The sequence below is a fragment of the Paenibacillus validus NBRC 15382 genome (genome assembly GCF_004000985.1).
In the GTDB taxonomy this organism is placed as follows: domain Bacteria; phylum Bacillota; class Bacilli; order Paenibacillales; family NBRC-103111; genus Paenibacillus_G; species Paenibacillus_G validus.
In genome coordinates, this window is sequence record NZ_BIMH01000005.1 from 1 (window position 1) to 22355 (window position 22355).

Below are 22355 nucleotides of genomic sequence, written 5' to 3' on the forward strand. Positions count from 1 at the left end.
ACGTTTATTTATGGGGGGGACGGATTGTTTTGAGCCAGGCGCAGGAAAAGATGAAGATCGGATCGGAATAAAGGGGGGATGAACTTGACACAATCGATCTACGGGCTTCAGGTCGATTACAAGAAACAACAGGGTCACTTTATGACATTAACGGCCCCTGAGGGTCTGAAGCAGGAAGAACTGTCCGAGTTTCAATTGCGGATGGTGTCAGCGAATCGGATACCAAAGCTGCTTGAGCTGCAAGTGGAAGCAAAAGACGCCAGGCTGACTTTGTTTTACAATATTACAGGCAAACGTATGTTAACGCAGGGGCTTAGAATCGAGCCGCTTTCTTTGAAGCAATACTACGGGCTGCTGCTGCAAATCGTTGAAGTGCTCGACGACAGCAGCGTGTATATGCTGCAGCCTGGACGTTACTTGCTTAAAGAGGATTTTATTTTTTACGGGTTCGGGCTTGATGATCTGTATTTGACTTATGTGCCTAAAGAACATTTGGACGGGAAGGCGTCGGTTTCCACAGATTTGCAGCATTTGGCCTCCCGCTGGATCCATCGGGTCGTAGAACTGCAGGGTAACGGCTTTCAGGAGGTGATGCGTTACTTGCAGGAAGAAACGTTCAACCTTCCGGAACTGAAGCGGTTACTGCTGCGGCAGCTGGAGCGTTCGCCGGGTTCGGCAGCGGCAGCAGGTCCATCCGCCGTCATTCAGGAAATGATGGAGGCGGGAGCCTCGTCTGCTGTTCGCCCTGACTTGGTTCCGCCTGCACCTCCCCTGTTCAAGGAGACGCCCTGGGGGGACGAGGCTGTGATACCGGTACCCGATAAATCGGAAAAGCAACCCTTTGAACCGCTTAAGAAGCGGCTGTTTCTCCTGCTGGGAGCTGTGCTCGTGCTTTGCTTCGTTTGGAAGCTGTATGCGGAAAATCCGAACGAGCAGAAGCTTTACTTGAGCGCGGGAAGTACGGTTTTCTTGGGAGCTGCTTTACTATGGGGTTATCGGAGAATGGGACGGGAACGCGGGTATGAACGACCCGGCTCCATCGAACTAGGCAGCGCTGGCGTATTGGCGCCGAAAGCAGAGGAGGAGGCAGCCAGGCACGCATTTTTGAGCCGTGCCGGACTGGTGGAAGAATTGTATACGCCGGTGGACGATCGATCGACGCTTGCCGAACCGGACGGTTATGCGGTCCGGGCGCAAGCATGGGATAAAGCTGGCGATAACCCGATCTGGTCGTCCGCATGGAATAAGAATGAAGCCGGAGATTATGCGCTCCAGTCGTCGTCCGCAAGGAACGAGGCTGGTCACGTTGCGGCAGGTCCATCCCTGTGGCAGCATTCTTCCGTCCATTCGGAATTAAGCGGTCGAACGACGCTGCTGCTTCCATCGGATGCCACCGTCCTGCTTGGCCCGCCGCAAGCAGGCATTCATGTGAAAATGCCGTATTTGGAAGTATCGCGAAGCGGGAGCGGGGGGAGCCTGGAGCGAATCGATCTGAGCAAGCCCAGCTTCGTGATCGGACGCCAAGGGGCGGAGGCCGACTGGGTGATCGAGGAGGCAGGCGTATCCCGGCTGCACGCCGAGTTTGTGAAAGAGCCGGACGGATACGCGGTTAAAGATCTTGGATCGCGCAACGGAACATGGCTGAACGGCGAGTTGTTGGTTCCTTATCAGACGCATCCTCTTCGTGAAGGCGATATCGTAAAAATTATATCGACCGAAATCATCTATAAAATTTGAAGATCATCGCAGCTCAATCGCCCAAATAAACCATGGCTTCAATCTCTATCAGGGCGTCGGGGTGAGAGAGTCTGCTCACTTCAACCAGTGTGCTGGCAGGCTTGTCATTGCCGAAATAACGCTCGCGGACAGAGGCGATTTCAGAACGGCGTTGGATGTCTGTCAAAAAGATAGTCAGTTTGACGACATCGGAGAAATGGACTTCCGCTTCGTCTAAAACCGACTTGATGTTTTGAAATACTTGCTCGGCCTGGATTTCGGCATTCCCCAAGCCGACAAGGCGACCAAGATGATCGGTAGGCAGCATCCCGGATACGATCATCATGTTACCGAAGATCACGGCGTCGCTATAAAGCACGCCCGTTTTCCGGGAGTTTTTCTGAATGCGTCGGATTTTACTCATGCACAATTTATCTCCTTTTCAATTAACAATCACCGGGAGTATTCATCCGGCGTGATGTAACGATATTTCAAGTAAAAAGCTAAACTTCACTTTTTTCAATTGCGATGTTCCTTTATATGAAACAGTTAAGTGTCAGATGAAGTCGTCAAATGGACTCAAAAATTGTGGAATTTGCCATGTTGCAAGGGTGACCGGCGAACTTTTACCCCTTTTTCAGGTGCATCCGCTCGGCTAAGATGATATAGTAAACATCATAACGACCGAAATCACCTATAAATTGGAGACTTGAGCCGTGAAAAAAACGATTGCCGTACACTGGCACTATGGCGCCGCCACCCATAGCGGTTGGCACCGTGCGACGAACGACGACCGCTCTTTGATACGCATTGGACTGACCGCTGGCGGAACGCCTTATGCCGTGGCGGCGCTTGCCGACGGTATGGGCGGGCTTGGGGCCGGCGGGGCGGCCGGGGACGCCGCGATGGAGGGACTTCGCACATGGCTGGAGGAGCGGCTGTCGAAGCTGCTCGATCGCAAGGACCGGTGGAGCGCGTTCGAGCGTGAAGCCGTCCGGCAATTCCAAACGATTCACGGCCAAATCGTGGAACAAAGTCATAAGCAGGGGGAGCGTCAAGGAACGACGCTTACGCTGCTTCTTTTGATCGGCGCCGTTTATTTGATCGTTCATATCGGCGACTGCCGCGTGTACAAATTTAGTCCGGGCCAAGACTTGAAGCGGCTCACCCGCGATCATACTTGGGTAAACGGACAAGTGCGGCGGGGGCTGATGTCGAATGAGACGGCACGTAAACACCCGAAGCGGAACGTTCTGCTCTCGTTTCTCGGAATGAACGGCAATCCGCGCGTCGAGGTGCAAAGCGGGCTTTACACGCCGGGGACGCTGTTCTTGCTGTCCAGCGACGGATTTCACGGATCGTTCCCGGAAACGGAAATTCGCGTCATGCTGACGGCAGCCCGGGACCGCGGGGAGGGCGCGCAGGCGATCTGCGACGAGCTGCTTTCCCGGACGCTGGAGCACCGGGCTGCGGACAATATCAGTATTCTCGTGTTGAAGGCGATGGACCGGCATGCGGGCGACGACCCGATCTTGATCGGGTTAAAGCTTTTCTTGCACCGGCTGCGTCGTTTGCGGCTGTCATCCTATTTTCTTCCGTAAACGACAGCTTGGAAGCGAATCGATCTAGCTTCCTCCTTACAGGTAATGATATAATGAGTTGTCCATCAAGGTTTGGAACTTCGATGAATGGTCGGCTGTGCAAGCCGGTAAATAAGCAGAATGATACATATAATGCGTAGCAACAAAAGGAGAACGTGAGATGCTGACACACGTAGTTATGTTCAAATTGAAGGACCGCAGCCCGGAAGCCGTCCAAGCGACGGCTGGGGTGCTGAAAAATATGGAAGGCAAAATCGAGGTGCTGCGTTCGATCGAAGTAGGGATTGACGTCCTTCGTTCGGACCGCTCTTACGACATCGTGCTGATCACGAAGTTCGATTCCAAGGACGATTTGAGTGTGTACGATAACCACCCGCTGCATGTCGAAGTGAAAGCGTACCTCAAGCAGGCGGTTGACGGAACGAGCGTGTGCGTCGATTTCGAAAGTTAAGAAAAGCCCTACCACAAGGCGGGCTTCATGACCATCAAACCGAGCATAACGAACAAGACGAACATATACAAATAAAGGGCCCGGCCTAATTTGCGGACGAGGACCTCACGCTCGTGATCCGGCTGACGCAGCTTGCGGAGTGTCGGTGAGAAGGCGCGAGCCATAAAGAAGAGTGAAGCGAACAGCACGACGAACGTGCCGAATATCCACGGGGTCGTCCATGGCAGCCCGCTGAGCCACATGAGCAGCAAGCCGGAGAAGACCAGCACATGACCGGTATGTTTGGAAAGTCGCACGACGAATTGAAATGAATCCAGATAAGTATGCAGGACGGCGCCTTCGGCGCTTTGCAGCTTGCGAAGCATCGGCAAGAGGACGAAGAACGGACCGATGGATACCATCGCGCTGATCACGTGAATATAAACGAGCCAAGCGTACATGAGCGGCAAACAACCTCCAAGCAGGGGGATGGGTGAACAAACAAGAACAAGTGTAGCGAGATCGGCCGGTCGCCGGCTTGAGGAAGTCCTCAAGCGGGCAAACGGCGCCGCGCTGCACTGTTTTCATTTCAACAGGAGCTTTTCTTACAAGGCGCGAAACTCGTGAACCCACATTTTCATTTGCGGCATCCACGGCATCCCGGCATGCAAAGACATGATGTACGTCTTATAGGCCTCTACACTCGGGTAACCTTCCGTTTGCACGTTCTCGTCGGTCAATTCGCCGATCGATTGCTGGTAGACGCGTGTGACCTCATATCGATGCCCGCGCAGCTCCATAATTTCACCCGGGTCGGCGTACCGTCCGTTGCGGCGGGTAGTTGTTTTTTGGCCGCTCAATACTTTCTCAATGTCGGCTTCCACCGTAATCATCCGGTCGATCGAACAGGTTTTCGGCGGCAATGCTTCGGTTGTCATTTTGTTTCCTCCTTGAGGGTTCGTCTGCAGTTATGCAATTCCATCCAAAAGCTTACACGAAAACGAAATTCGAATCAAATATAGGAGCGTGACGTGAACTTGAACATGAACGAGTCATATATGCTGCAGCTGCTCCGAACGCTGCTCGAAACCCCCAGTCCGAGCGGCTTTTGCGCGGATATCATGCGCCTGTTGAAGCAGGAAGCCGCGGGGCTCGGTTATACGATGCAGCTGACGCCCAAGGGCAACGGCATCCTGACGGTAGAAGGGCGCGAGCCCGGCCGGACGATCGGCTTATCCGCACACGTCGATACGCTGGGCGCTATGGTGCGTTCGATCAAATCGAACGGAGCCTTGAGATTCACGCTTATCGGCGGCTACATGCTCGGCTCCGTGGAGAACGAGTATTGCCTCGTCCACACGCGTGACGGACGAACCTACACGGGGACGATTATGACCAACAAGCCGTCGGTCCACGTGTTCGCCGACGCCCGCGAGCTGAAACGCGAAGAGGCGGTCATGGAAGTGAGGCTCGACGAGCCGGTCGCATCGGAGCAGGATGTGAAGGCGCTTGGGATCGGGACAGGCGACTTTATTTCGTTCGATCCGCGCGCGCAATTTTTGCAGAACGGGTATATCAAGTCCCGCCACCTTGATGATAAAGCGGGCGTCGCGGCCTTGTTCGGACTGCTGGAATGGCTGAAAAGGGAAAACGTTCAGCCGGCCTGCACGCTTCAGCTGCTGATTAGCACGTATGAAGAAGTCGGGCACGGCGCCGCATGGATTCCCTCCGCCATTACCGAATTGCTCGCCGTCGATATGGGGGCAATGGGTGACGATCTGCGCAGCACCGAGCTGGACGTCTCGATTTGCGCCAAAGACTCGTCGGGGCCTTACGATTACGCGATGACGTCGCAATTGATCCAGCTGGCTAAACGCGAAGGCTTGTCCTATGCGGTCGACATTTACCCGCAGTACGGATCCGACGCCTCGGCCGCCCTGCGCGGAGGCAGCAACATTCGCGCCGCGCTGATCGGTCCTGGCGTACACGCTTCGCATGCGATGGAACGGACGCACCGGCAAGGCATCGCTCATACCGCGGCGCTGCTCGCCGCTTACGTGACGGACCCGGCGCCCTTGTACGAGGCGTAACAGCCTTGCCCGTAAGCAGCCGCTTGAAGAGAGGAAGATGCGATCATGAATATCGTGACGGTTGAAGATTTATATAAAAGCTACGGTGAAAAAGTGCTGTTCGACGGCATTTCGTTTCAAATCAATGAGAAGGAGCGGATCGGCCTCGTCGGCGTGAACGGGACGGGCAAATCGACGCTGCTTCGGGTGATGGCCGGTCTTGAAACGACGGAGCGCGGCAAGCTGACGCACGCCAATCATTTTCACGTCGAATATTTGCCGCAGCAGCCCGAGTTCGACATGGAGTCGACGGTGCTCGAACAGGTGTTCCACGGCGATACGCCGATTATGAAGGCACTCCGCGAGTACGAATGGGCGCTCGCCGAACTCCAGCTCGCGCCGGAGGATGAGAAGCGGCAGGCGAAGCTGTTCGCCGCGCAAAGCCGGATGGACGCCAGCGGCGCCTGGGATGCGCAGACGACGGCAAAGACGGTGCTCTCCAAGCTCGGCATCCGCGACTTCGCGCAGAAGGTCGGCACCCTGTCCGGCGGCCAGCGCAAACGCGTCGCGATGGCGCGCGTGCTCATCCAGCCTGCCGACCTGCTGATTCTGGACGAGCCGACCAACCACATCGACCACGAGACGGTCGAATGGCTGGAGGGTTTCCTCGCCGGGTGGAAAGGCGCGCTGCTGCTTGTTACGCACGACCGGTACTTCTTGGACCGGGTGACGAATCGCATGTTCGAGCTGGATCGCGGCAAGCTGTACAGCTACGAAGGGAACTATGCTTCGTTTCTGGAGAAAAAAGCGGAACGCCTCGAACGGGAAGCCTCCATGGAAGACAAGCGGCAGAACCTGCTGCGGCGCGAGCTGGCCTGGCTGCGAAGAGGCGCAAAAGCGCGGACGACGAAGCAGAAGGCGCGCGTGGACCGCGTCGTCGAGCTGCGCGACCGCAAGGTCGACGGTCCGTCCGGGAGCCTCGATATGTCGCTGGGCGCAAGCCGTCTAGGGAAAAAGATTATGGAGCTTGAGAATGTCTCAAAAGCTTACGACACGCGCCGCATCGTCGACTCATTCAGCTACATCGTGCTGCCCGAAGACCGCATCGGCATCATCGGTCCGAACGGCACCGGCAAATCGACGTTCCTCAACATGCTGGCGGGACGGATTCAGCCGGACAGCGGCGAAATCGCCGTCGGACCGACGGTTAAGCTTGCCTACTATACGCAGGAGAGCGTCGAGATGGACGAGAAGATGCGGGCGATCGAGTACATCAAGGAAGCGGCCGAAGTGATCCGCACGACCAGCGGCGAAGCCATTACCGCTTCACAGATGCTGGAGCGGTTCCTGTTCACCTCGGCTCAACAGTGGACGCCGATCGGCAAGCTGTCGGGCGGCGAGCGCAGAAGGCTGTATTTGCTGCGGACGCTGATGGGCGAACCGAACGTGCTGCTGCTCGACGAACCGACGAACGATCTCGACATTCAGACGTTGACGATTCTCGAAGAGTATTTGGAAGACTTCCCGGGTGTCGTCATCACCGTCTCCCATGACCGTTATTTCCTGGACCGGACGGCGGACCATTTGTTCGTTTTCGAAGGGGACGGGAAGGTGCGCAAGTTTTACGGCAACTACAGCGAATATTTGGAGCAGACGAAGCAGGAGCGGCAGCAGGAGAGCGATACGGCTCGTACCGGGAAGGCGGATGCACCGAAGAGTGCGCAAGGCCAGGCATCGACGGCAGGCGACCGCCGGGAGGCGAACCAGAACCGTCCGAGAAAGCTTTCTTTTAAAGAACAGAAAGAGTGGGACGAAATCGAAGGCAAAATCGCCGATATGGAAGAAAAGCTCGCGGAAGTGAAGCGGGGCATCGAGAGAGCCGGGAGCGACTACGGCAAAGTGCAGGAGCTTTACCGCGAGGAGCAGGAGCTTACCGAGAAGCTGGAGCAGGCGATGGAGCGCTGGTCGGAGCTGTCGGAGCTGGTCGAGAGCATCTCCCAACAGAAATAAAGGCGCGCTGTATAATCTTTTTGGGAAACAAGCTCTAGTTATGCTATAATATACGTTTGGAAGCTATTTGTTTTATCGTTTAGTTTTAGTCCATGGGAAAGTAGGTCATCGATTCATGATTACGGTAACTAACGTCACGTTAAGATACGGCAAACGCGCGTTATTCGAAGACGTCAACATCAAATTTACTCCGGGCAACTGTTACGGGTTGATCGGCGCGAACGGAGCGGGCAAATCGACGTTCCTGAAAATTTTATCCGGCGAGCTGGAACCGAACAAGGGCGAAGTGAGTATTACGCCGGGCGAGCGCATGGCCGTATTGAAGCAGAACCATTTTGAATACGACGAAATCGACGTGTTGAAAACGGTCATTAAAGGCCACGCCCGACTGTTTCAAATTATGGAGGAAAAGGATGCGCTTTACGCAAAGCCCGATTTCTCCGAAGATGACGGCATGAAAGCGGCGGAGCTTGAGGGCGAATTCCAAGAGCTGGACGGCTGGCAGGCGGAGTCCGATGCGGCGGAGCTGCTGATCGGTCTTGGCATCCCGAAAGATTTGCACGATATCAAAATGAAAGAACTTGACGGCAGCCAGAAGGTGCGCGTCCTGCTGGCGCAAGCGTTGTTCGGCAATCCGAACATTCTGCTGCTCGACGAGCCGACGAACCATTTGGACATCGAATCGGTCCGCTGGCTGGAGAACTTCTTGTCCCGCTACGAAGGCACCGTCATCGTAGTCTCCCATGACCGTCACTTCCTGAACCAGGTATGTACGCATATCGCAGACATCGACTTCAGCAAAATCCAGCTGTACGTCGGCAACTACGACTTCTGGTACGAGTCCAGCCAACTGGCGCTCAAGCTCGTGCGGGAGCAAAACAAGAAAACCGAAGAGAAGCGCAAGGAGCTCGAGGAGTTTATTCGCCGATTCAGCGCCAATGCGTCCAAGTCCAAGCAGGCGACGTCCCGGAAGAAAACGCTCGAGAAGCTTCAGCTTGAGGACATCAAGCCGTCGACGCGCAAATATCCGTTCATTAAATTTACGCCGGAACGCGAAGCGGGCAAACAACTGCTGCAGGTTGACCGGATCAACAAAACGATCGACGGCCAGCTTGTGCTGAACAATGTCTCTTTCACCGTGAACAAAGGGGATAAAATCGCCCTTGTCGGCCCGAACGGGATCGCCAAAACGACGCTGTTCCAAATCCTGATGGGCGAAATCGAAGCCGATTCCGGTGAGTACAGCTGGGGCGTAACGACAACGCAAGCCTATTTCCCTAAAGACAACTCGGCTTATTTCCAGTCCGATATGAATTTGGTCGATTGGCTGCGTCAATATTCGAAGGATCAAGACGAGTCGTACCTCCGCGGGTTCCTGGGTCGGATGCTGTTCTCCGGCGAAGAAGCGCTGAAGAAGGCGAGCGTACTGTCCGGAGGCGAGAAAGTGCGCTGCATGCTGTCCAAAATGATGATGAGCGGTGCGAACGTACTGCTGCTCGACGAGCCGACGAACCACTTGGATCTTGAATCCATCACGGCGCTGAACAACGGCTTGATCGATTTCGACGGCACGATGCTGTTCGTTTCGCATGACCATCAGTTCGTGCAAACGATCGCCAACCGCATCATCGAGATTACGCCGGCCGGAATTATCGACAAGGTCATTACGTACGACGAGTTTCTGGAGAACGACGATATTAAGCGTCAGCGCGAGCTTGCCTACGCTTAATACAGGTCTGACGCCAGCGCGTTTGCTTCCGTCGCGCGCGACAAAAGAAAAGGATGAGCGGCAGCCCTTCCGGGCAGCCCTCATCCTTCTTTAACACCTATGGCCGATTAGCTTCCGCCGGTACGACGGCGTTGATTGTTCGGTTTCTTATTGTTCTGGCTGCGCATGACCGCGTCGCTGCCAGCCCGCTGCTGCGGATTGTTCTTCGCGTCAAGCTGAGCTTGTTTCTTCTGTGCAAGCTTGTTCTTGATCGCATCCGCCAAGCTCACCTTGCGCGGTTCTTCCGAGTTATTCATTTCCGACATTTGTATACACCTGCCTGTAGATCAATATAGTACCATCATACCGGATTTGTCCACCCGGAAGCAACATTCAAAAATAAAGCCGAGAAGGGGGCGTTGAGATGGGATTGCCCGACTGGTCGGAGAAGGAGCTGAAGGCCCTGAGTCTCCCGCCCGTTACGCCTGCGGACCGAGCGGACGAACCGACGCGTTATGTGCTGTTCCATACGCCGCTATGCGGCACATGTCAAGCGGGCCGGCGAATGCTGGAGGTCGTGGCCTCCATGGATCCGGGTCTGACTATCGGACAGACGAACATCAACTTGTGCCGGGAGCTGCCTTATGACTGGCAGATCGAAAGCGTACCTTGCCTGGTCAAACTGGAGCGCGGTGTTCCGACCGGCAAGCGGTACAGAATGGAAGGGGTCGCCGAGCTCTACGCCTGGATGAGAACAACGTAACAACGTAATCCAGCCGAAACCTGAATGAAGGAAGGGAGAATTCATATGCAATCGGATACATGTCAACCGGGTCAAATTGTTACGGCGTCATACAAAACGGGAGAGTACATCGGCGAAGTCATCGAGCTGATGTCAACCGGTAAAGCGGCTGTGCGCATTCTTGCCGTAGTGAAACATCCGGCCCAAGGCGATTTGCACAATCCGATGAACCCGGACGTGCCGTTCTTTCATGAACGCCGCGCGCTGGCCTACCAGGAGATCGCCTTAATGCCGCCGCAAACGATCGCTGCTTATCACGGTTCGATTCCGGATTACAAACAATCGCTGCTGCAGGCCCTCGATCGGGAGATCGCCAGCTTCGACCGGCTCCGCCGCTTTGCAGAGCGCTCGCTCAGCGAGCTGGAGAAGCTGAAGCAGGACTATCTCTAAGAGACGGAAGTGATTGACCATGCTGTTCGTACTCATCGGTCTATGGACTGTCGGGCTGCTCTTGCTCGTAACCGATCCGAAGCGGCTGACGACCCGATGGATCAGCAGCATTGCCTTTACCGGCGGGTCCGGGGGCTTGTCCGCGGTCATTGCCGATCAGGTGGTTCCGTACTTGCTCGAGCGACAATGGCTTACCGAGCCGGTCGCTCAACTGCTTGCGAACGCTGAGCTCATTGCGTCCCGAATTTGTTACTATGGACTGCCGTACACGTTCCTGATGTTCGCCATCGTTTATCACCCGAATTATCCGCTGTGGACTTGGCGTAAATGGTTGCCGTGGGCACTGCTTCTGCCGCTTGCCGGAACGTTCCTGTTCGAACCGAAGCCGAACGATCCGATTCCTTACGGTTATGTTACGTTCTGGGCGACGCCTTATATCCTTACCGGCATCGGCCTGCTGCTGACGGCGGCCTACCGCGAGCGCAACTCGTTCTTGCGCCGCAGCCGGTTTCTGGTTGCGGCGGCGGCGGCGCCGACGTTATTTTTTGCTCTATTCACATTATATTTATTTCCGACGTTTCTCGGCATTTATGAGCTGTGGCGGTATAACGCCTGGGTTATCGCCTTTACGATTGCGGTCATTATAGGCTCCAGCTTTCGGTACGGTTTTATGGGGCTGCAAATTTCGATCCAAAACCAGAAGCTCGATTATACGCTGAGGGCGATTACATAGGGAACGTCGATCCTGAACCATGCGATCAAGAACGACGTAGGGAAAATTCGGCTGTTTGGCGAAAAAATCAAATCCGATGCCGCAACAGGCAGTCCCGATCCGGTCGAGCTCGTGCGGGACTTGGAAGTGATTATGAACGCTTCCCAGCACATTTACGATATGATGTACCGGATTCAAGGCCAAACGCAGGAGGTCGTTCTGCAGAAGGAACGCATCGTTCCCGCCGATGTCATGCACGAATGCCTGCGCATGCTGGCTCCGGAGTTAAGCGGCTTCGAGGTCCGCGAGGAGTATGCGTACAGGGGAGCCATGGAAGCTGACCGCGCGCAGCTCGTCGAAGTATGGACGAACGTGCTGACGAATGCGATGGAAGCGATGCCGCAAGGCGGCGTGTTAATCGTGCGTATGACGGAGACGAAACGGAAAATCGTGGTGGAAATCAAGGACAACGGAATCGGGATGGAAAAGCATCAGCTGAAACGGGTGTTCGATCCTTTTTACTCGACGAAGAGCGGGAAAAAGATGAATTTCGGACTAGGGCTGTCTTACTGTTATGCCATCGTGCATAAGCATAAGGGCACCATGAACGTGCACAGCAAGCCGGGGCTGGGCACGAGCGTATTCATGCAGTTCCCGAAGCCGAAGCAGCAGCATGATAATTCTGTTGAAGGAAAGGGTTGATCTGAGATGGAGACGAACGTCATCCGGGTTGCCATCGTGGAGGATGACCCCGATTGGCTGGTCGGCTTGAAAAGCTACTTGAACAAGGAAGCGGACATCGAGGTCGTCGGAACGGCTTCCAGCGGCGCCGACGCTGTGGAACTGCTCGAACGGACGGAAGCGGACGTCGTGCTGCTGGACATTATGATGTCCGACAGCCCGGAAGGGCTATGGGCGGCGGCCGAGATTGTGAAGTGCAGCGGCGCGCGGGTGATCATGTTGTCCTCGATGGAGGAAAAGGACATGATCTTCGAGGCTTTTAGAGCGGGAGCGGTCGATTATATGGTGAAATCGGATTTCGCTGAAATTCCGAAAGCGGTGCGCAGCGCCTATGCGAACCGCAGCGCCATCCATCCGAGCGTAGCGGCGCAAATGCGTGAGGAATTCCGGCGCTTGAAGCAGCTCGAACAGGATGTGCGGGCCAAGGAACTGCGCGAGCTGCTGACGCCAACGGAAATTCAAGTGCTCGATTTAATTGAGAAAGGGCACACGCAGACGCAAATCGCCGACAAGTTCGTCGTCTCGATCCGGACGGTGAAAGTGCATGTAGGCAACATTTTGAAGAAGCTTGGCGGAAAAAGCAGCAAAGAAGCGGCGCAAAAAGCAAAGGATATGGGCATTCTGTAAGAAGCACCATTACATCTTGAATGGGAGGAAATTTGCGATGTCTGCCAATGATCGGATTCAAATCGGCATCATCGGCGCCGGTGGTATCGGCAATGAGCATATGAAAGGCTTCCAGGCGACGCCGGGCGCCGTCGTCACGGCTGTGACGGACGTATACCAGCCGCTCGCCCTCGAACGGGCGAAGCAATACGGCATACCGAACGTTCATGCGACCTATCAGGAACTGCTGCAGGATCCGAGGGTCGATGCCGTCGTCATAGCCGTCCCGAACGATGTGCATGCGCCGATTGCCATCGAAGCGCTGCAGGCGGGGAAACACGTGCTGCTGGAGAAACCGATGGCCATGAATGCCGCTTCTGCGAAGGAAATCGTCAAGGCCCACCATAAATCCGGCAAAGTGCTGATGCTTTCGCATCAGCAGCGCTGGGAATCCGTGTATTTGCAAGTGAAGGAGCAGATCGACAAAGGCGCGCTCGGACGCATCTACAATACGAAAGCCGGTTGGATGCGGCGTAAAGGAATACCGGGCTGGGGCTCCTGGTTTACACAAATGCATAAAGCGGGCGGCGGTCCGTTAATCGACTTAGGCGTACATATGCTTGATTTGTCGCTGCATTTTATGGGCAGCCCGAAGCCGGTGTCCGTCTTCGGTACGACCTATGCCGAATTCGGGCCGAAGCGCAAAGGGATCGGCGACTGGGGCAAGCCGGATTGGAACGGCTTCTACGACGTGGAAGATTTGGCAACCGCGCTGATCAAGCTCGAGAATGGCGGTACGATTACGCTGGACGTAAGCTGGGCGGCGAATACGACGTTCCAGGACAACGGTCCGTATATTTATTTAATGGGCACGGACGGCGGCGCTTCGCTTAAAATGGGCCAGGGCACGCTGCACACCGAGCTCTTCGACCGGACAGCCGACGTGGAAGTGAACGTGCCCGAAGGAGACGAAGGTCCCCGCATTCGGATGAACGCACACTTCCTGGAATGTGTCCGCGAAGGGCGCGAGCCGATGACGTCCGCCATGTCGGGCCTGGCGAACAGTTTGGTACTCGAAGCGATTTACGAATCGTCCCGTACCGGGAACGTCGTAAACTTAGATTGGAGTTTGGATTAATCGGATGGATGAGCTTCTTCAAATTAACCTGCAGTTATTCAGCATGATCGGCACGATCGCGTTCGCCATTTCGGGCGCGGTCGTTGCCATGGAAGAAGAGTACGACATATTAGGCGTGTTTGTACTGGCCCTCGTCACCGCCTTCGGCGGCGGGGTTGTTCGCAATGTATTGATCGGCATTCCGGTGACGACCTTGTGGGAGCAGCGGACGTACTTCTTGACGGCGCTTATCGCCGCATTTCTCGTCTTTATCGTTCCTGTCAGCTGGATTCGCAAGTGGAAAACGTGGGAAGCGCTGTTCGACGCGATCGGCCTGTCGGCTTTCGCCATTCAGGGGGCGCTGTACGCGACGCAAATGAACGCCCCGCTGTCCGCGGTTATCGTTGCCGCCATGCTGACCGGGATCGGCGGCGGCATCATCCGCGATGTGCTGGCGGGCCGTAAACCGCTTGTGCTGCGAGACGAAATTTATGCGGTGTGGGCGATGCTGACCGGCTTCTTGATCGGCTTAGGCTGGGTGCAAGGCTCTTGGCAGCTGCTCGTCTTGTTTGCCGTCATTGTTGTTCTCCGGATGATGTCCGTATTCCGTCGTTGGCGACTGCCGCGTCGGGCTTTAAACTTGACCGAAGAACCGTCCATGGAAAAAAGCTGAATCGGGAATAAGGGGGGCTAATCGTGAGTAATAACCAAGAACCGGGTATTTCATGGAAGGAGTGGAGGCTCGTCCCTTCATCCTCCATTCAAGAGCGGTTGGAAACGGTCAGAACGCTGCAGGAGAGCGAGCTGGAACTGTATGAAATCAGCAAGGACAAGGTGAGTGCGGAGCATTACTTGCACTACGCTTACCTGCATCGCAACGTCGCGGCCATCGGCACGCCAGGGGCACAAGATGAAGTGTTCCATCAACTGCTTCCGCTTGACTCCGACGACGTGCTCGGGATCTTGTTCGAAGAGCAGCCTTACACGTATCCGGAGCATTGGCAAAAGCCCTTTTTGCGCAACGGTCCGGAAGGCGACTATGTATGGTTTGACCCGTCGTATGCCGCGCAGGAGGCCGAATTCGAGTCGATCGGCCGCAGCATCGCGGAGCAGCTGGCCCGCTTTAAGGAACAGGGAGATTTATCCGAGGAGGCGGTGCGCCGCTTCTTATCGGGAGTCGATGCCGGCTTCGACCCTGAATCTGACAAAAAGAAATAAGGCTGGCGCATAATTTCCACCCTGTGATTCATCCTAAGCTTAAGTCTTAGTTGTGTTAGGAGAGGACAGGAGGGAATGTCAAGCATGTATCGAGCATTAGGCAAAGGAACGAAGCGCATAGGGCTCGTCTCAGGCGTCTGCTTGCTGGTGCTTGCCGGCTGCGCAGGCAACAAGCCGGGTACGAGCAGTGCCGGGGGAGGGCTGAACGACCACCGGCAGCAAGCCTTATTCGACCGCGATTCCCGCAACAACGAAGACGCATCGCTTGGTGTGAAGCCGCGTTGGATTCAAGAACAGGAGAACCGCCAGCAGCCGGAAAACGGCGGACGCACGCAGCTCGATATGACGAATCGACATCTGGCCAAGACGATGGGCTTCGAACCGGGGATAGCGTCTAGAATCGCCGATCTTGAAGGCGTTCAAGCCGCGCAAGTGCTGCTGACGGAAGTTAACGCGTACGTCGCCGTAGTGCTGGACGGACATAAGCCGGACGAGGAAGCGAATCCGGATACGTGGGGTCATCGCATAACAGCTAAAGGCGGCGCAGGTTTATTCGGCGCGGTGGAGGGGACTCCCAACCGGATTTCCTGGACGGAGAACGGAGGGCTCGGCTACGGCAAAGCCGACGAAATCCGCAAGCTGGTGCTGACCATGGCGCCGACCCATATTCAAGACGTATACGTATCGGCCAACCCGAATTTCGTGCAGCGTGTCCGCTTTTACGCCAAGGAAGAGCAGGAGCGTGGCACGTTCGCCGATTATACGAACGAGTTTAATACCATGATTCAGTATGTGTTTCCGGATAACGGGAATACCAGGAAATAATCGGACACATCAAAAACTCCTTTAACCGCTTGATGCGGCATAAAGGAGTTTTTTTACTGCTGGAACTTGTATCCGACACCCCACACCGTCTTGATGTGCTTCGGATCCTTGGGATCGGTTTCTACTTTTTTACGTAAATTTGTAATATGTACGTCTACGGAGCGCTCGGTGACGAAAGAATCGATGCCGCGAATGTTGTTCAACAGCTCCTCCCTGGAAAACACTTTGCCCGGATGAAGCCAGAAGTGCTTCATGATTTCAAATTCGGAGTAGGTGGTTTCAACAGGCTGGCGATGCACGTAAATGCACCGTTTCTCCATATCGACTACAATATCGCTTGTCTCCTGCTGCGCTGCGGGCTTGGTGGAAGCGGCAGAAGCGGCCGCTTTGACCTTTTGCGTGAGCGCGGATCTTCGCAGCAGGGCGCTCGTACGGGCAGCCAGCTCGCGCATGCTGAACGGCTTGCACATGTAATCGTCGGCGCCGTTCATCAGGGCGTTCACCCGCTCGGCCACTTCGCTCTTGGCGGACACAATCATGATGGGCACCGTCGATTTGGAGCGGAACTGCTTGCACAAGTCGATACCGTTCGTATCCGGCAGCATCAAATCGAGTATAAGAACATCCGGTTCAGCTTCGTTAAACAAATCGATAGCTTCTTGGCCGGTATAGGCGATGCTGACCGAATAATTTTCTTCGCTCAAGTAGATGGATATCATATCTGCGATACTATGATCATCTTCAACCAACAATATTCTAGACATGACTTGCCACCTCAAATATCGATGAATAGTAGGAAATCATTAACAATGCTCATAGAGAACTAATGTCCGTCTGCAACTTTTCCAAAAAGATGATGCAAAATGAAAGTAAACTGTAAAATAGGCGATTTCGATCCTGTTGTAAAGGGTAAATAAACAGTAACCGAGATCGAAGAGCCTCTCAAGTTATGCAGTTGTTCGCAAAAACGAACGTACGAATAGGGGGAATCGATCATGAACATATCAGGCAGCGAGCTGGGATGTCAAATTCAAAAATGCATCGATGATCTAAACATTCTCGTGATCGATAAAGGCTTGACGCTAACGGATCCGCTTGTAGTGAAAATAAGTATGGAGCTCGACGAACTGATCTTGGAAGCGATGCGCCGAAAGTGTGACGGCTCATCGTTCGTCTTTGATCGGTCATGCATAAAATGAAAGGATCGCGTACATACCAAGAAAGGAAGCTTGACTACTTCCCGGAAGGACGTGTCCGACTTGAACAGCTGTTATAAAGTGCGCGCTTGCTGCAGTACACGGGATTGCGACTACGTGCAACATAACGATATCATTCGGACGATCAACCATGAATCGTCTTTTTCTTTTGCCATGTGGATGAACGGGTTGGACGACCTCCAAGCGACGACAACCTGTCCCCGGTGCGGAAGCCGCCTATTTTACTACCCCGTTACCTATATGGCTGAAACGGGGTACGGCGAATAGCCGTACCCCCTAACATGAAGAAGGAAGAAACATGGTTACTGTTTACAGCACCATGCTTCTCCCCATTGCTGCACGGCTTCCATGACCGGCCGCAGCGCCTTTCCTTTATCCGTCAATTGGTACTCGATTCGCACCGGCGTTTCGGGATAGACGTGTCGGCTAATAACGCCTACGGCCTCGAGCTCTTTAAACCGTTCGGCCAACATTCTATCGCTCATACCGGGTATCATTTCTGAAATATCTTTAAATCTGCGCGGGCCCACCAGCAGCGCGCGGACAATCAAGCCGGTCCAGCGTTTACCTAAAATTTCAAAAGCCGCTTCAAACTTCGGACACATCGTTTGCGGTTGATCACTCATCGTTCTCACCTCTTCTTTATTTATTTTATCATAAGTTCCTTTACTTTCGTAAGATTTTTATGAAGGGTTTTTGCACAAATAGTAACATATTCTGGGGTCATAACCGGATGCAAAGCGTCATTAGAACGGTTTCGGTCGTTTTGAGCGGAACCGGAAGCCGGCAAATGCATTTTTTGGTTGAAAAAATGAGGCAAGTACAGTATAACTGCGATAGGCCTAAAAAAGTTAACCATCAGGAGGATTTATTGATGTACGGAGCCCCTTTATCAGGACAAGCCCATAAAATGCTGCTGCTCGGCTCGGGCGAGCTGGGCAAGGAGGTCGTGCTCGAAGCGCAGCGTCTCGGTGTTGAAACGATCGCCGTCGACCGTTATGCGCATGCGCCGGCCATGCAGGTCGCGCACCGCTCGCACGTCGTGAATATGCTGGACGGGGAAGCGCTGCGGCGGATTATCGAGCAGGAGCGGCCGGATCTGATCGTGCCGGAGATCGAAGCGATCGCGACGCCGACGCTCGTCGAGCTCGAGTCGGAAGGGTACCGGGTCGTGCCGACCGCGAATGCGGCGCGGTTGACGATGGATCGTGAAGGCATCCGCCGCCTGGCTGCGGAAACGCTCGGGCTGCCGACGGCGAAGTACGCGTTCGCCGATAGTCTGGAGGAGCTTCGCGCTGCCGTTGCCGAGATCGGCACTCCTTGCGTGATTAAGCCGGTCATGAGCTCGTCCGGCAAAGGACAGAGCGTCTGCCGGACCCCGGAGGATATCGAGACGTCGTGGAACTATGCGATGGAAGGCGGCCGCGCCAAGCGGACCCGCGTCATCGTCGAAGAATTTATCAAGTTCGATTCGGAGATTACGCTGCTGACGGTCCGTTCGGTCAGCGGCACGGCTTATTGCGCGCCGATCGGCCATATTCAGAAGGACGGCGACTATATCGAATCGTGGCAGCCTCACGAGATGTCCGCGGCGCAAATCGAAGCGTCGCAAGCGATTGCGAAAGCGATCACCGATGCGCTTGGCGGATACGGGCTATACGGCGTTGAACTGTTCTTATCGACGGACCGCGTGTACTTCAGCGAAGTGAGCCCGCGGCCGCACGACACCGGTATGGTCACGATGGCGACGCAGGACTTGTCCGAATTTGCGCTGCATGTAAGGGCGATACTCGGCTATCCGATTCCGACGGTTCGTCTGTTGACGCCGGGTGCGTCGTATACGTTGAAGGCGGATCGCGACAGCACGGATTTCCGCATAGGCGGCATCGGGGAAGCGCTGGCGGTTCCGAACACGCAGGTCCGCGTCTTCGGCAAACCGGAGACGAAGCCCGGCCGAAGGATGGCTGTCGCGCTGAGCTCGGCGGACACGACGTCCCAAGCGAGAGAACAGGCTAAACAAGCCGCAGAAAAATTACATATCGACTATACGTCCTAACTCGTATCCGTCCGAGCTTCCCGGTTATAAGTGAAACGCGCAGCTGATCGTCTCGTACATATGCATATAAGCAGGATGAAGAAGGGGAGAGGAACCGATGAACGCACATGAAATCGATTATCAAATTGTGGGCTCCGAAATGCAATACGTTGAAATTGAGCTCGATCCCGGCGAAAGCGTAATTGCCGAGGCGGGCAGCTTAATGATGATGGATCAGAGTATCCATATGGAGACGATTTTCGGCGACGGCAGCGATCAGGGGAAAGGGCTGATGGGGAAGCTGTTCGGCGCGGGCAAGCGGTTGTTAACCGGCGAGAGCCTGTTCATGACGCTCTTTACGAACCGCGGTTCCGGGAAAGAGCGGGTCAGCTTCGCCTCTCCGTACCCGGGCCGTATTATGCCGATGGATTTATCCGAGCTCGGCAATAAAATCATTTGTCAGAAGGACGCCTTCCTGTGTGCCGCGAAGGGCGTCTCAGTCGGCATCGATTTTCAGCGTAAGCTGGGGACGGGCTTCTTCGGAGGCGAAGGCTTTATCATGCAGAAGATCGAAGGCGACGGACTGGCGTTCGTGCATGCGGGCGGGGCGATTTGCGAACGCGTGCTGCGGCCGGGTGAGCTGATTCGCGTCGATACCGGATGTTTGGTAGCTATGACGCAGGAAGTCGATTACGACATCGAGTTCGTGAAAGGTGTCAAAACCGCTTTATTCGGAGGCGAGGGTTTGTTCTTCGCAACGCTGCGCGGACCGGGACGGGTGTGGATTCAATCGCTGCCGTTCAGCCGTCTGGCCGACCGCGTCATGAGCGCGGCGGGGCCGGGCGGGCGTAAAGAAGAGGGGAGCATTCTCGGCGGACTAGGCAACCTGCTTGACGGCGACCGTTAAGAGCGATATGATTCTAAATACAAATAAGTAACCTCTCATTATTTTTTGGAAAAGGGGTGCGAAGATGGCATATAACCCACAAGTCGTCGATGCCAAAATCGTCAGTCACAATCCGAAGAACGGATTGTTCGAAATCGTTGCTCAAATGAAAGACAGGACCGTATGCCGTTTGATTTATGAAAAGGATGCGTCCGGTCAACCAAGGCCGACTCATATCAACCGCTTGCTGAAGGAGCCTTGCCCGATTTGCCGCAAAGATTTTCTTTGCAACTGCATGTCCAAGTTCAAGGAAACCATTTCCAGCCAGGCGCTCGAGAAGGCCGGAACTCCTCAATAAGCAGTCTCGCACTCGTTGCGCGGCGCGACAAGCCCGTAGGTTTTCTGCCTGCGGGCTTGTCGTTTGTTAAAAACCTGCCGCCGCATGGCAGGGTTAAAGCATTGATCTTTTGTCCTGCAGAGGGGAACTATGGTAAAATGTTGTTAAAGGCGAAAGGGGTTGTGCCATGCGAATCGGCGTCGTATCCGACACCCATTTAAACAGCCGCTCGACGGCACTTCCGGCAGCGCTCGTGCGCGGCCTGCAAGGCGTGGACTGCATCCTGCATGCCGGCGACTGGATCGACGAATCGATCGTCGCCTTATTCGAATCGATCGCCCCTGTGGACGGTGTAGCCGGAAACAACGACGGGGTGGAGATCATCCGACGGTTCGGCAAGCGAAAGGTGCTTGCGCTCGGCGGGTTTCGCATCGGACTCGTTCACGGGGACGGGGGACGCTCGACTCCCGAGACCGCCTTTCAGTCGTTCTGCGACACGCATGGACACTCGACCGTCGATGTGGTCATTTTCGGTCATTCGCACATCCCGTTCCTGGAAAGACGGGGCGGCACTTTGCTGTTCAATCCCGGTTCGGCCGCTGACAAGCGGCGGCAGCCGCAGTACTCATACGGCATCATCGAGCTGACGGACCGCATCGAAGCCACGCACTTCTATTATGCGGATCGCAGCTAACGTTCCATTCACGATTCAATAAACCCATTAGGAGACGGAGGAACCTGAACATGGCTTCTTGGAAAGAAATTACGACGAACGAAGAGTGGGAACAAGCGCTCACGGCCAGCGTCAGCAAGCCAATTGTTATTCTGAAACATAGCACGGCCTGTCCGGTGAGCTTCAATGCCCTGCAAGAGTATGAAGCATACCTTGGGAAGACGCCGAACCCGGAGGTTGATTACTTGCTGGTGAAGGTGATCGAATCGCGTCCGGTGTCCAACCAAATCGCTGAAGATACCGGCGTGAAACACGCTTCGCCGCAAATTTTATACGTGAAAAACAAAGATACCGTATGGAATACGTCCCATTGGGCGATCACGGAAGAACACATTCATGCCGTCTTGAACTAAGGCAAGTTTAGTCACCGGGTAGAGGAGAGAGCGTATGGCCGTTCAACCGTTTTCGTTTTTTTCTGCAGCGTTATTCGCCCGGAAAGTGTGCCAGGTTTATGTTCCCGATAGTTATCATCTCGATGAGGATCGTCGTTACCCCGTTGTTTATTTATTGCACGGGCTGCACGGCGACGAAACGAGCTGGACGGTGAAAGGAAACGCGGAAGCGACCCTGGATGCGTTAATCGCTTCCCGGGAGCTCAGCGAGAGCATAGTCGTTATGCCGAACGACGGCGGGTACGGGCACGGGACGTTTTACGTCAATTGGTATGATGGGACGGGGCGATTCGAGGATTACATCCTCCAGGATTTGATCCCGACCATCGACCATGAATTCCGCACGATTGCCGACCGGTCGAAACGCGCCGTGTGCGGGCTGTCGATGGGCGGTTACGGCGCCTTTGCGCTGGCGCTGCGCAACCCCGACGTGTTCAGTGCAGCCGCAAGCATCTCGGGAGCGCTCGTGTCGGTTTCCTTGATGACTCCGCAGGATCTGCGCTCGGACACGACGCCGCGGATCATGGGGCCAATGTACGGGCCTTACGCCAAGGAGCTGGATTTGCACGTGTTGGCGGGGCGGCGGGTGAAGGATGAGGCAAGACCGGCGCTGCATTTCAACTGCGGCCGTTCGGACTTTCTGTTCCCGGCCAACCAGGCGTTCAAAGCGCTGCTTGATCAGCTCGGTTATCCGCATGAGTATATGGAGTTCGAAGGCGACCATCAATGGTCGTATTTCAGCGAACATCTGACGGATGCGCTGCGGTTTATCGAGAAAGCGCTGCAAGTCACCGAGCCGGCGCGGTAAGG

29 protein-coding genes are annotated in these 22355 nt (G+C 55.0%); 23 read left to right on the top strand and 6 right to left on the bottom strand.

Annotated elements, in window-relative coordinates:
• The first annotated feature begins 84 nt into the window (after window positions 1-84).
• A complete protein-coding gene (locus PVA01S_RS05175; protein ID WP_372812782.1) occupies window positions 85-1737 on the top strand; it encodes a DUF6382 domain-containing protein in 1653 nt (550 codons plus the stop codon).
• Window positions 1738-1750: 13 nt separating this feature from the next.
• On the opposite strand, the gene PVA01S_RS05180 is transcribed toward PVA01S_RS05175, so the two are convergent.
• Window positions 1751-2140, bottom strand: coding sequence for a RidA family protein (locus PVA01S_RS05180; protein WP_127605741.1), 390 nt, complete (start codon window positions 2138-2140; stop codon window positions 1751-1753).
• 292 nt (window positions 2141-2432) lie between these two features.
• Here PVA01S_RS05180 and PVA01S_RS05185 point away from each other — a divergent pair, with 292 nt between their 5' ends.
• Together PVA01S_RS05185 and PVA01S_RS05190 are read left to right on the top strand one after the other, a co-directional pair.
• Window positions 2433-3317 (top strand): PP2C family protein-serine/threonine phosphatase, encoded by an 885-nt coding sequence (locus PVA01S_RS05185; RefSeq protein ID WP_127605743.1) that lies wholly within the window; start codon window positions 2433-2435, stop codon window positions 3315-3317.
• A gap of 160 nt (window positions 3318-3477) precedes the next feature.
• Window positions 3478-3768, top strand: coding sequence for a Dabb family protein (locus PVA01S_RS05190; RefSeq protein WP_054796439.1), 291 nt, complete (start codon window positions 3478-3480; stop codon window positions 3766-3768).
• Between the two features lie 8 nt (window positions 3769-3776).
• On the opposite strand, the gene PVA01S_RS05195 is transcribed toward PVA01S_RS05190, so the two are convergent.
• Window positions 3777-4208 (bottom strand): DUF2269 family protein, encoded by a 432-nt coding sequence (locus PVA01S_RS05195; RefSeq protein WP_127605745.1) that lies wholly within the window; start codon window positions 4206-4208, stop codon window positions 3777-3779.
• Between the two features lie 144 nt (window positions 4209-4352).
• A complete protein-coding gene (locus PVA01S_RS05200) occupies window positions 4353-4685 on the bottom strand; it encodes an ASCH domain-containing protein (protein WP_127605747.1) in 333 nt (110 codons plus the stop codon).
• A 105-nt stretch (window positions 4686-4790) separates the two neighbouring features.
• Between PVA01S_RS05200 and PVA01S_RS05205 the strand changes: the two genes are divergently transcribed.
• The 3 genes from PVA01S_RS05205 (at window position 4791) to abc-f (ending at window position 9555) form a co-directional block, all read left to right on the top strand.
• Entirely contained in the window at window positions 4791-5837 is a 1047-nt protein-coding gene (locus PVA01S_RS05205; protein ID WP_372812889.1) for a M42 family metallopeptidase, read from the top strand.
• Between the two features lie 45 nt (window positions 5838-5882).
• Window positions 5883-7826, top strand: coding sequence for an ABC-F family ATP-binding cassette domain-containing protein (locus PVA01S_RS05210; protein WP_127605750.1), 1944 nt, complete (start codon window positions 5883-5885; stop codon window positions 7824-7826).
• Between the two features lie 115 nt (window positions 7827-7941).
• Entirely contained in the window at window positions 7942-9555 is a 1614-nt protein-coding gene (abc-f, locus tag PVA01S_RS05215; RefSeq protein WP_054799417.1) for a ribosomal protection-like ABC-F family protein, read from the top strand.
• A 107-nt stretch (window positions 9556-9662) separates the two neighbouring features.
• Here the strand turns inward: abc-f and PVA01S_RS05220 are convergent, their stop codons facing one another.
• Window positions 9663-9851, bottom strand: a complete 189-nt coding sequence (locus PVA01S_RS05220; RefSeq protein WP_054796473.1) for a hypothetical protein — start codon at window positions 9849-9851, stop codon at window positions 9663-9665.
• A gap of 107 nt (window positions 9852-9958) precedes the next feature.
• On the opposite strand from PVA01S_RS05220, the gene PVA01S_RS05225 reads away from it, so the two are divergent.
• The 9 genes from PVA01S_RS05225 (at window position 9959) to PVA01S_RS05260 (ending at window position 15945) form a co-directional block, all read left to right on the top strand.
• On the top strand, window positions 9959-10297 hold the full coding sequence (locus PVA01S_RS05225; protein ID WP_054796442.1) for a thioredoxin family protein: 339 nt from the start codon (window positions 9959-9961) through the stop codon (window positions 10295-10297).
• Window positions 10298-10342: 45 nt separating this feature from the next.
• Window positions 10343-10726 (top strand): kinase-associated lipoprotein KapB, encoded by a 384-nt coding sequence (kapB, locus tag PVA01S_RS05230; protein ID WP_054796443.1) that lies wholly within the window; start codon window positions 10343-10345, stop codon window positions 10724-10726.
• 19 nt (window positions 10727-10745) lie between these two features.
• Window positions 10746-11459 (top strand): hypothetical protein, encoded by a 714-nt coding sequence (locus tag PVA01S_RS27150; RefSeq protein WP_244932903.1) that lies wholly within the window; start codon window positions 10746-10748, stop codon window positions 11457-11459.
• Between the two features lie 132 nt (window positions 11460-11591).
• Window positions 11592-12140: a sensor histidine kinase gene (locus PVA01S_RS27155; RefSeq protein WP_244932904.1), complete on the top strand. Its 549-nt coding sequence runs from the start codon at window positions 11592-11594 to the stop codon at window positions 12138-12140.
• Between the two features lie 6 nt (window positions 12141-12146).
• Window positions 12147-12806, top strand: a complete 660-nt coding sequence (locus PVA01S_RS05240; RefSeq protein ID WP_054796444.1) for a response regulator transcription factor — start codon at window positions 12147-12149, stop codon at window positions 12804-12806.
• A gap of 37 nt (window positions 12807-12843) precedes the next feature.
• Window positions 12844-13923 (top strand): Gfo/Idh/MocA family protein, encoded by a 1080-nt coding sequence (locus tag PVA01S_RS05245; RefSeq protein WP_054796445.1) that lies wholly within the window; start codon window positions 12844-12846, stop codon window positions 13921-13923.
• A 4-nt stretch (window positions 13924-13927) separates the two neighbouring features.
• The gene (locus PVA01S_RS05250) at window positions 13928-14575 is read left to right on the top strand and encodes a trimeric intracellular cation channel family protein (protein ID WP_127605752.1); all 648 of its coding nucleotides are present in this window, start codon (window positions 13928-13930) and stop codon (window positions 14573-14575) included.
• A 23-nt stretch (window positions 14576-14598) separates the two neighbouring features.
• Window positions 14599-15120, top strand: a complete 522-nt coding sequence (locus tag PVA01S_RS05255; RefSeq protein ID WP_236595907.1) for a hypothetical protein — start codon at window positions 14599-14601, stop codon at window positions 15118-15120.
• An 84-nt stretch (window positions 15121-15204) separates the two neighbouring features.
• Window positions 15205-15945, top strand: a complete 741-nt coding sequence (locus PVA01S_RS05260; protein ID WP_054796446.1) for a YhcN/YlaJ family sporulation lipoprotein — start codon at window positions 15205-15207, stop codon at window positions 15943-15945.
• Window positions 15946-15998: 53 nt separating this feature from the next.
• On the opposite strand, the gene PVA01S_RS05265 is transcribed toward PVA01S_RS05260, so the two are convergent.
• Entirely contained in the window at window positions 15999-16709 is a 711-nt protein-coding gene (locus tag PVA01S_RS05265; protein ID WP_127605754.1) for a response regulator transcription factor, read from the bottom strand.
• 231 nt (window positions 16710-16940) lie between these two features.
• Here PVA01S_RS05265 and PVA01S_RS05270 point away from each other — a divergent pair, with 231 nt between their 5' ends.
• Both PVA01S_RS05270 and PVA01S_RS05275 read left to right on the top strand, forming a co-directional pair.
• Complete coding sequence (locus PVA01S_RS05270; RefSeq protein ID WP_054799415.1) at window positions 16941-17144, top strand: aspartyl-phosphate phosphatase Spo0E family protein; 204 nt, start codon at window positions 16941-16943, stop codon at window positions 17142-17144.
• A gap of 114 nt (window positions 17145-17258) precedes the next feature.
• A complete protein-coding gene (locus PVA01S_RS05275) occupies window positions 17259-17429 on the top strand; it encodes a hypothetical protein (RefSeq protein WP_244932905.1) in 171 nt (56 codons plus the stop codon).
• Between the two features lie 35 nt (window positions 17430-17464).
• On the opposite strand, the gene PVA01S_RS05280 is transcribed toward PVA01S_RS05275, so the two are convergent.
• Window positions 17465-17788, bottom strand: coding sequence for a winged helix-turn-helix transcriptional regulator (locus tag PVA01S_RS05280; protein WP_054796475.1), 324 nt, complete (start codon window positions 17786-17788; stop codon window positions 17465-17467).
• Window positions 17789-18036: 248 nt separating this feature from the next.
• On the opposite strand from PVA01S_RS05280, the gene purT reads away from it, so the two are divergent.
• The 6 genes from purT to PVA01S_RS05310 all read left to right on the top strand — a co-directional run bounded on the left by purT (window position 18037) and on the right by PVA01S_RS05310 (window position 22353).
• The gene (gene purT, locus PVA01S_RS05285) at window positions 18037-19218 is read left to right on the top strand and encodes a formate-dependent phosphoribosylglycinamide formyltransferase (RefSeq protein WP_127605756.1); all 1182 of its coding nucleotides are present in this window, start codon (window positions 18037-18039) and stop codon (window positions 19216-19218) included.
• Between the two features lie 97 nt (window positions 19219-19315).
• Window positions 19316-20104: a TIGR00266 family protein gene (locus tag PVA01S_RS05290; protein WP_054796447.1), complete on the top strand. Its 789-nt coding sequence runs from the start codon at window positions 19316-19318 to the stop codon at window positions 20102-20104.
• Window positions 20105-20168: 64 nt separating this feature from the next.
• Entirely contained in the window at window positions 20169-20441 is a 273-nt protein-coding gene (locus PVA01S_RS05295; RefSeq protein ID WP_127605758.1) for a hypothetical protein, read from the top strand.
• A 166-nt stretch (window positions 20442-20607) separates the two neighbouring features.
• Entirely contained in the window at window positions 20608-21114 is a 507-nt protein-coding gene (locus PVA01S_RS05300) for a metallophosphoesterase family protein (protein WP_127605760.1), read from the top strand.
• A gap of 50 nt (window positions 21115-21164) precedes the next feature.
• A complete protein-coding gene (gene ytxJ / locus PVA01S_RS05305) occupies window positions 21165-21506 on the top strand; it encodes a bacillithiol system redox-active protein YtxJ (RefSeq protein WP_127605762.1) in 342 nt (113 codons plus the stop codon).
• A 34-nt stretch (window positions 21507-21540) separates the two neighbouring features.
• Complete coding sequence (locus PVA01S_RS05310; protein WP_127605764.1) at window positions 21541-22353, top strand: alpha/beta hydrolase; 813 nt, start codon at window positions 21541-21543, stop codon at window positions 22351-22353.
• Window positions 22354-22355: the final 2 nt, after the last annotated feature.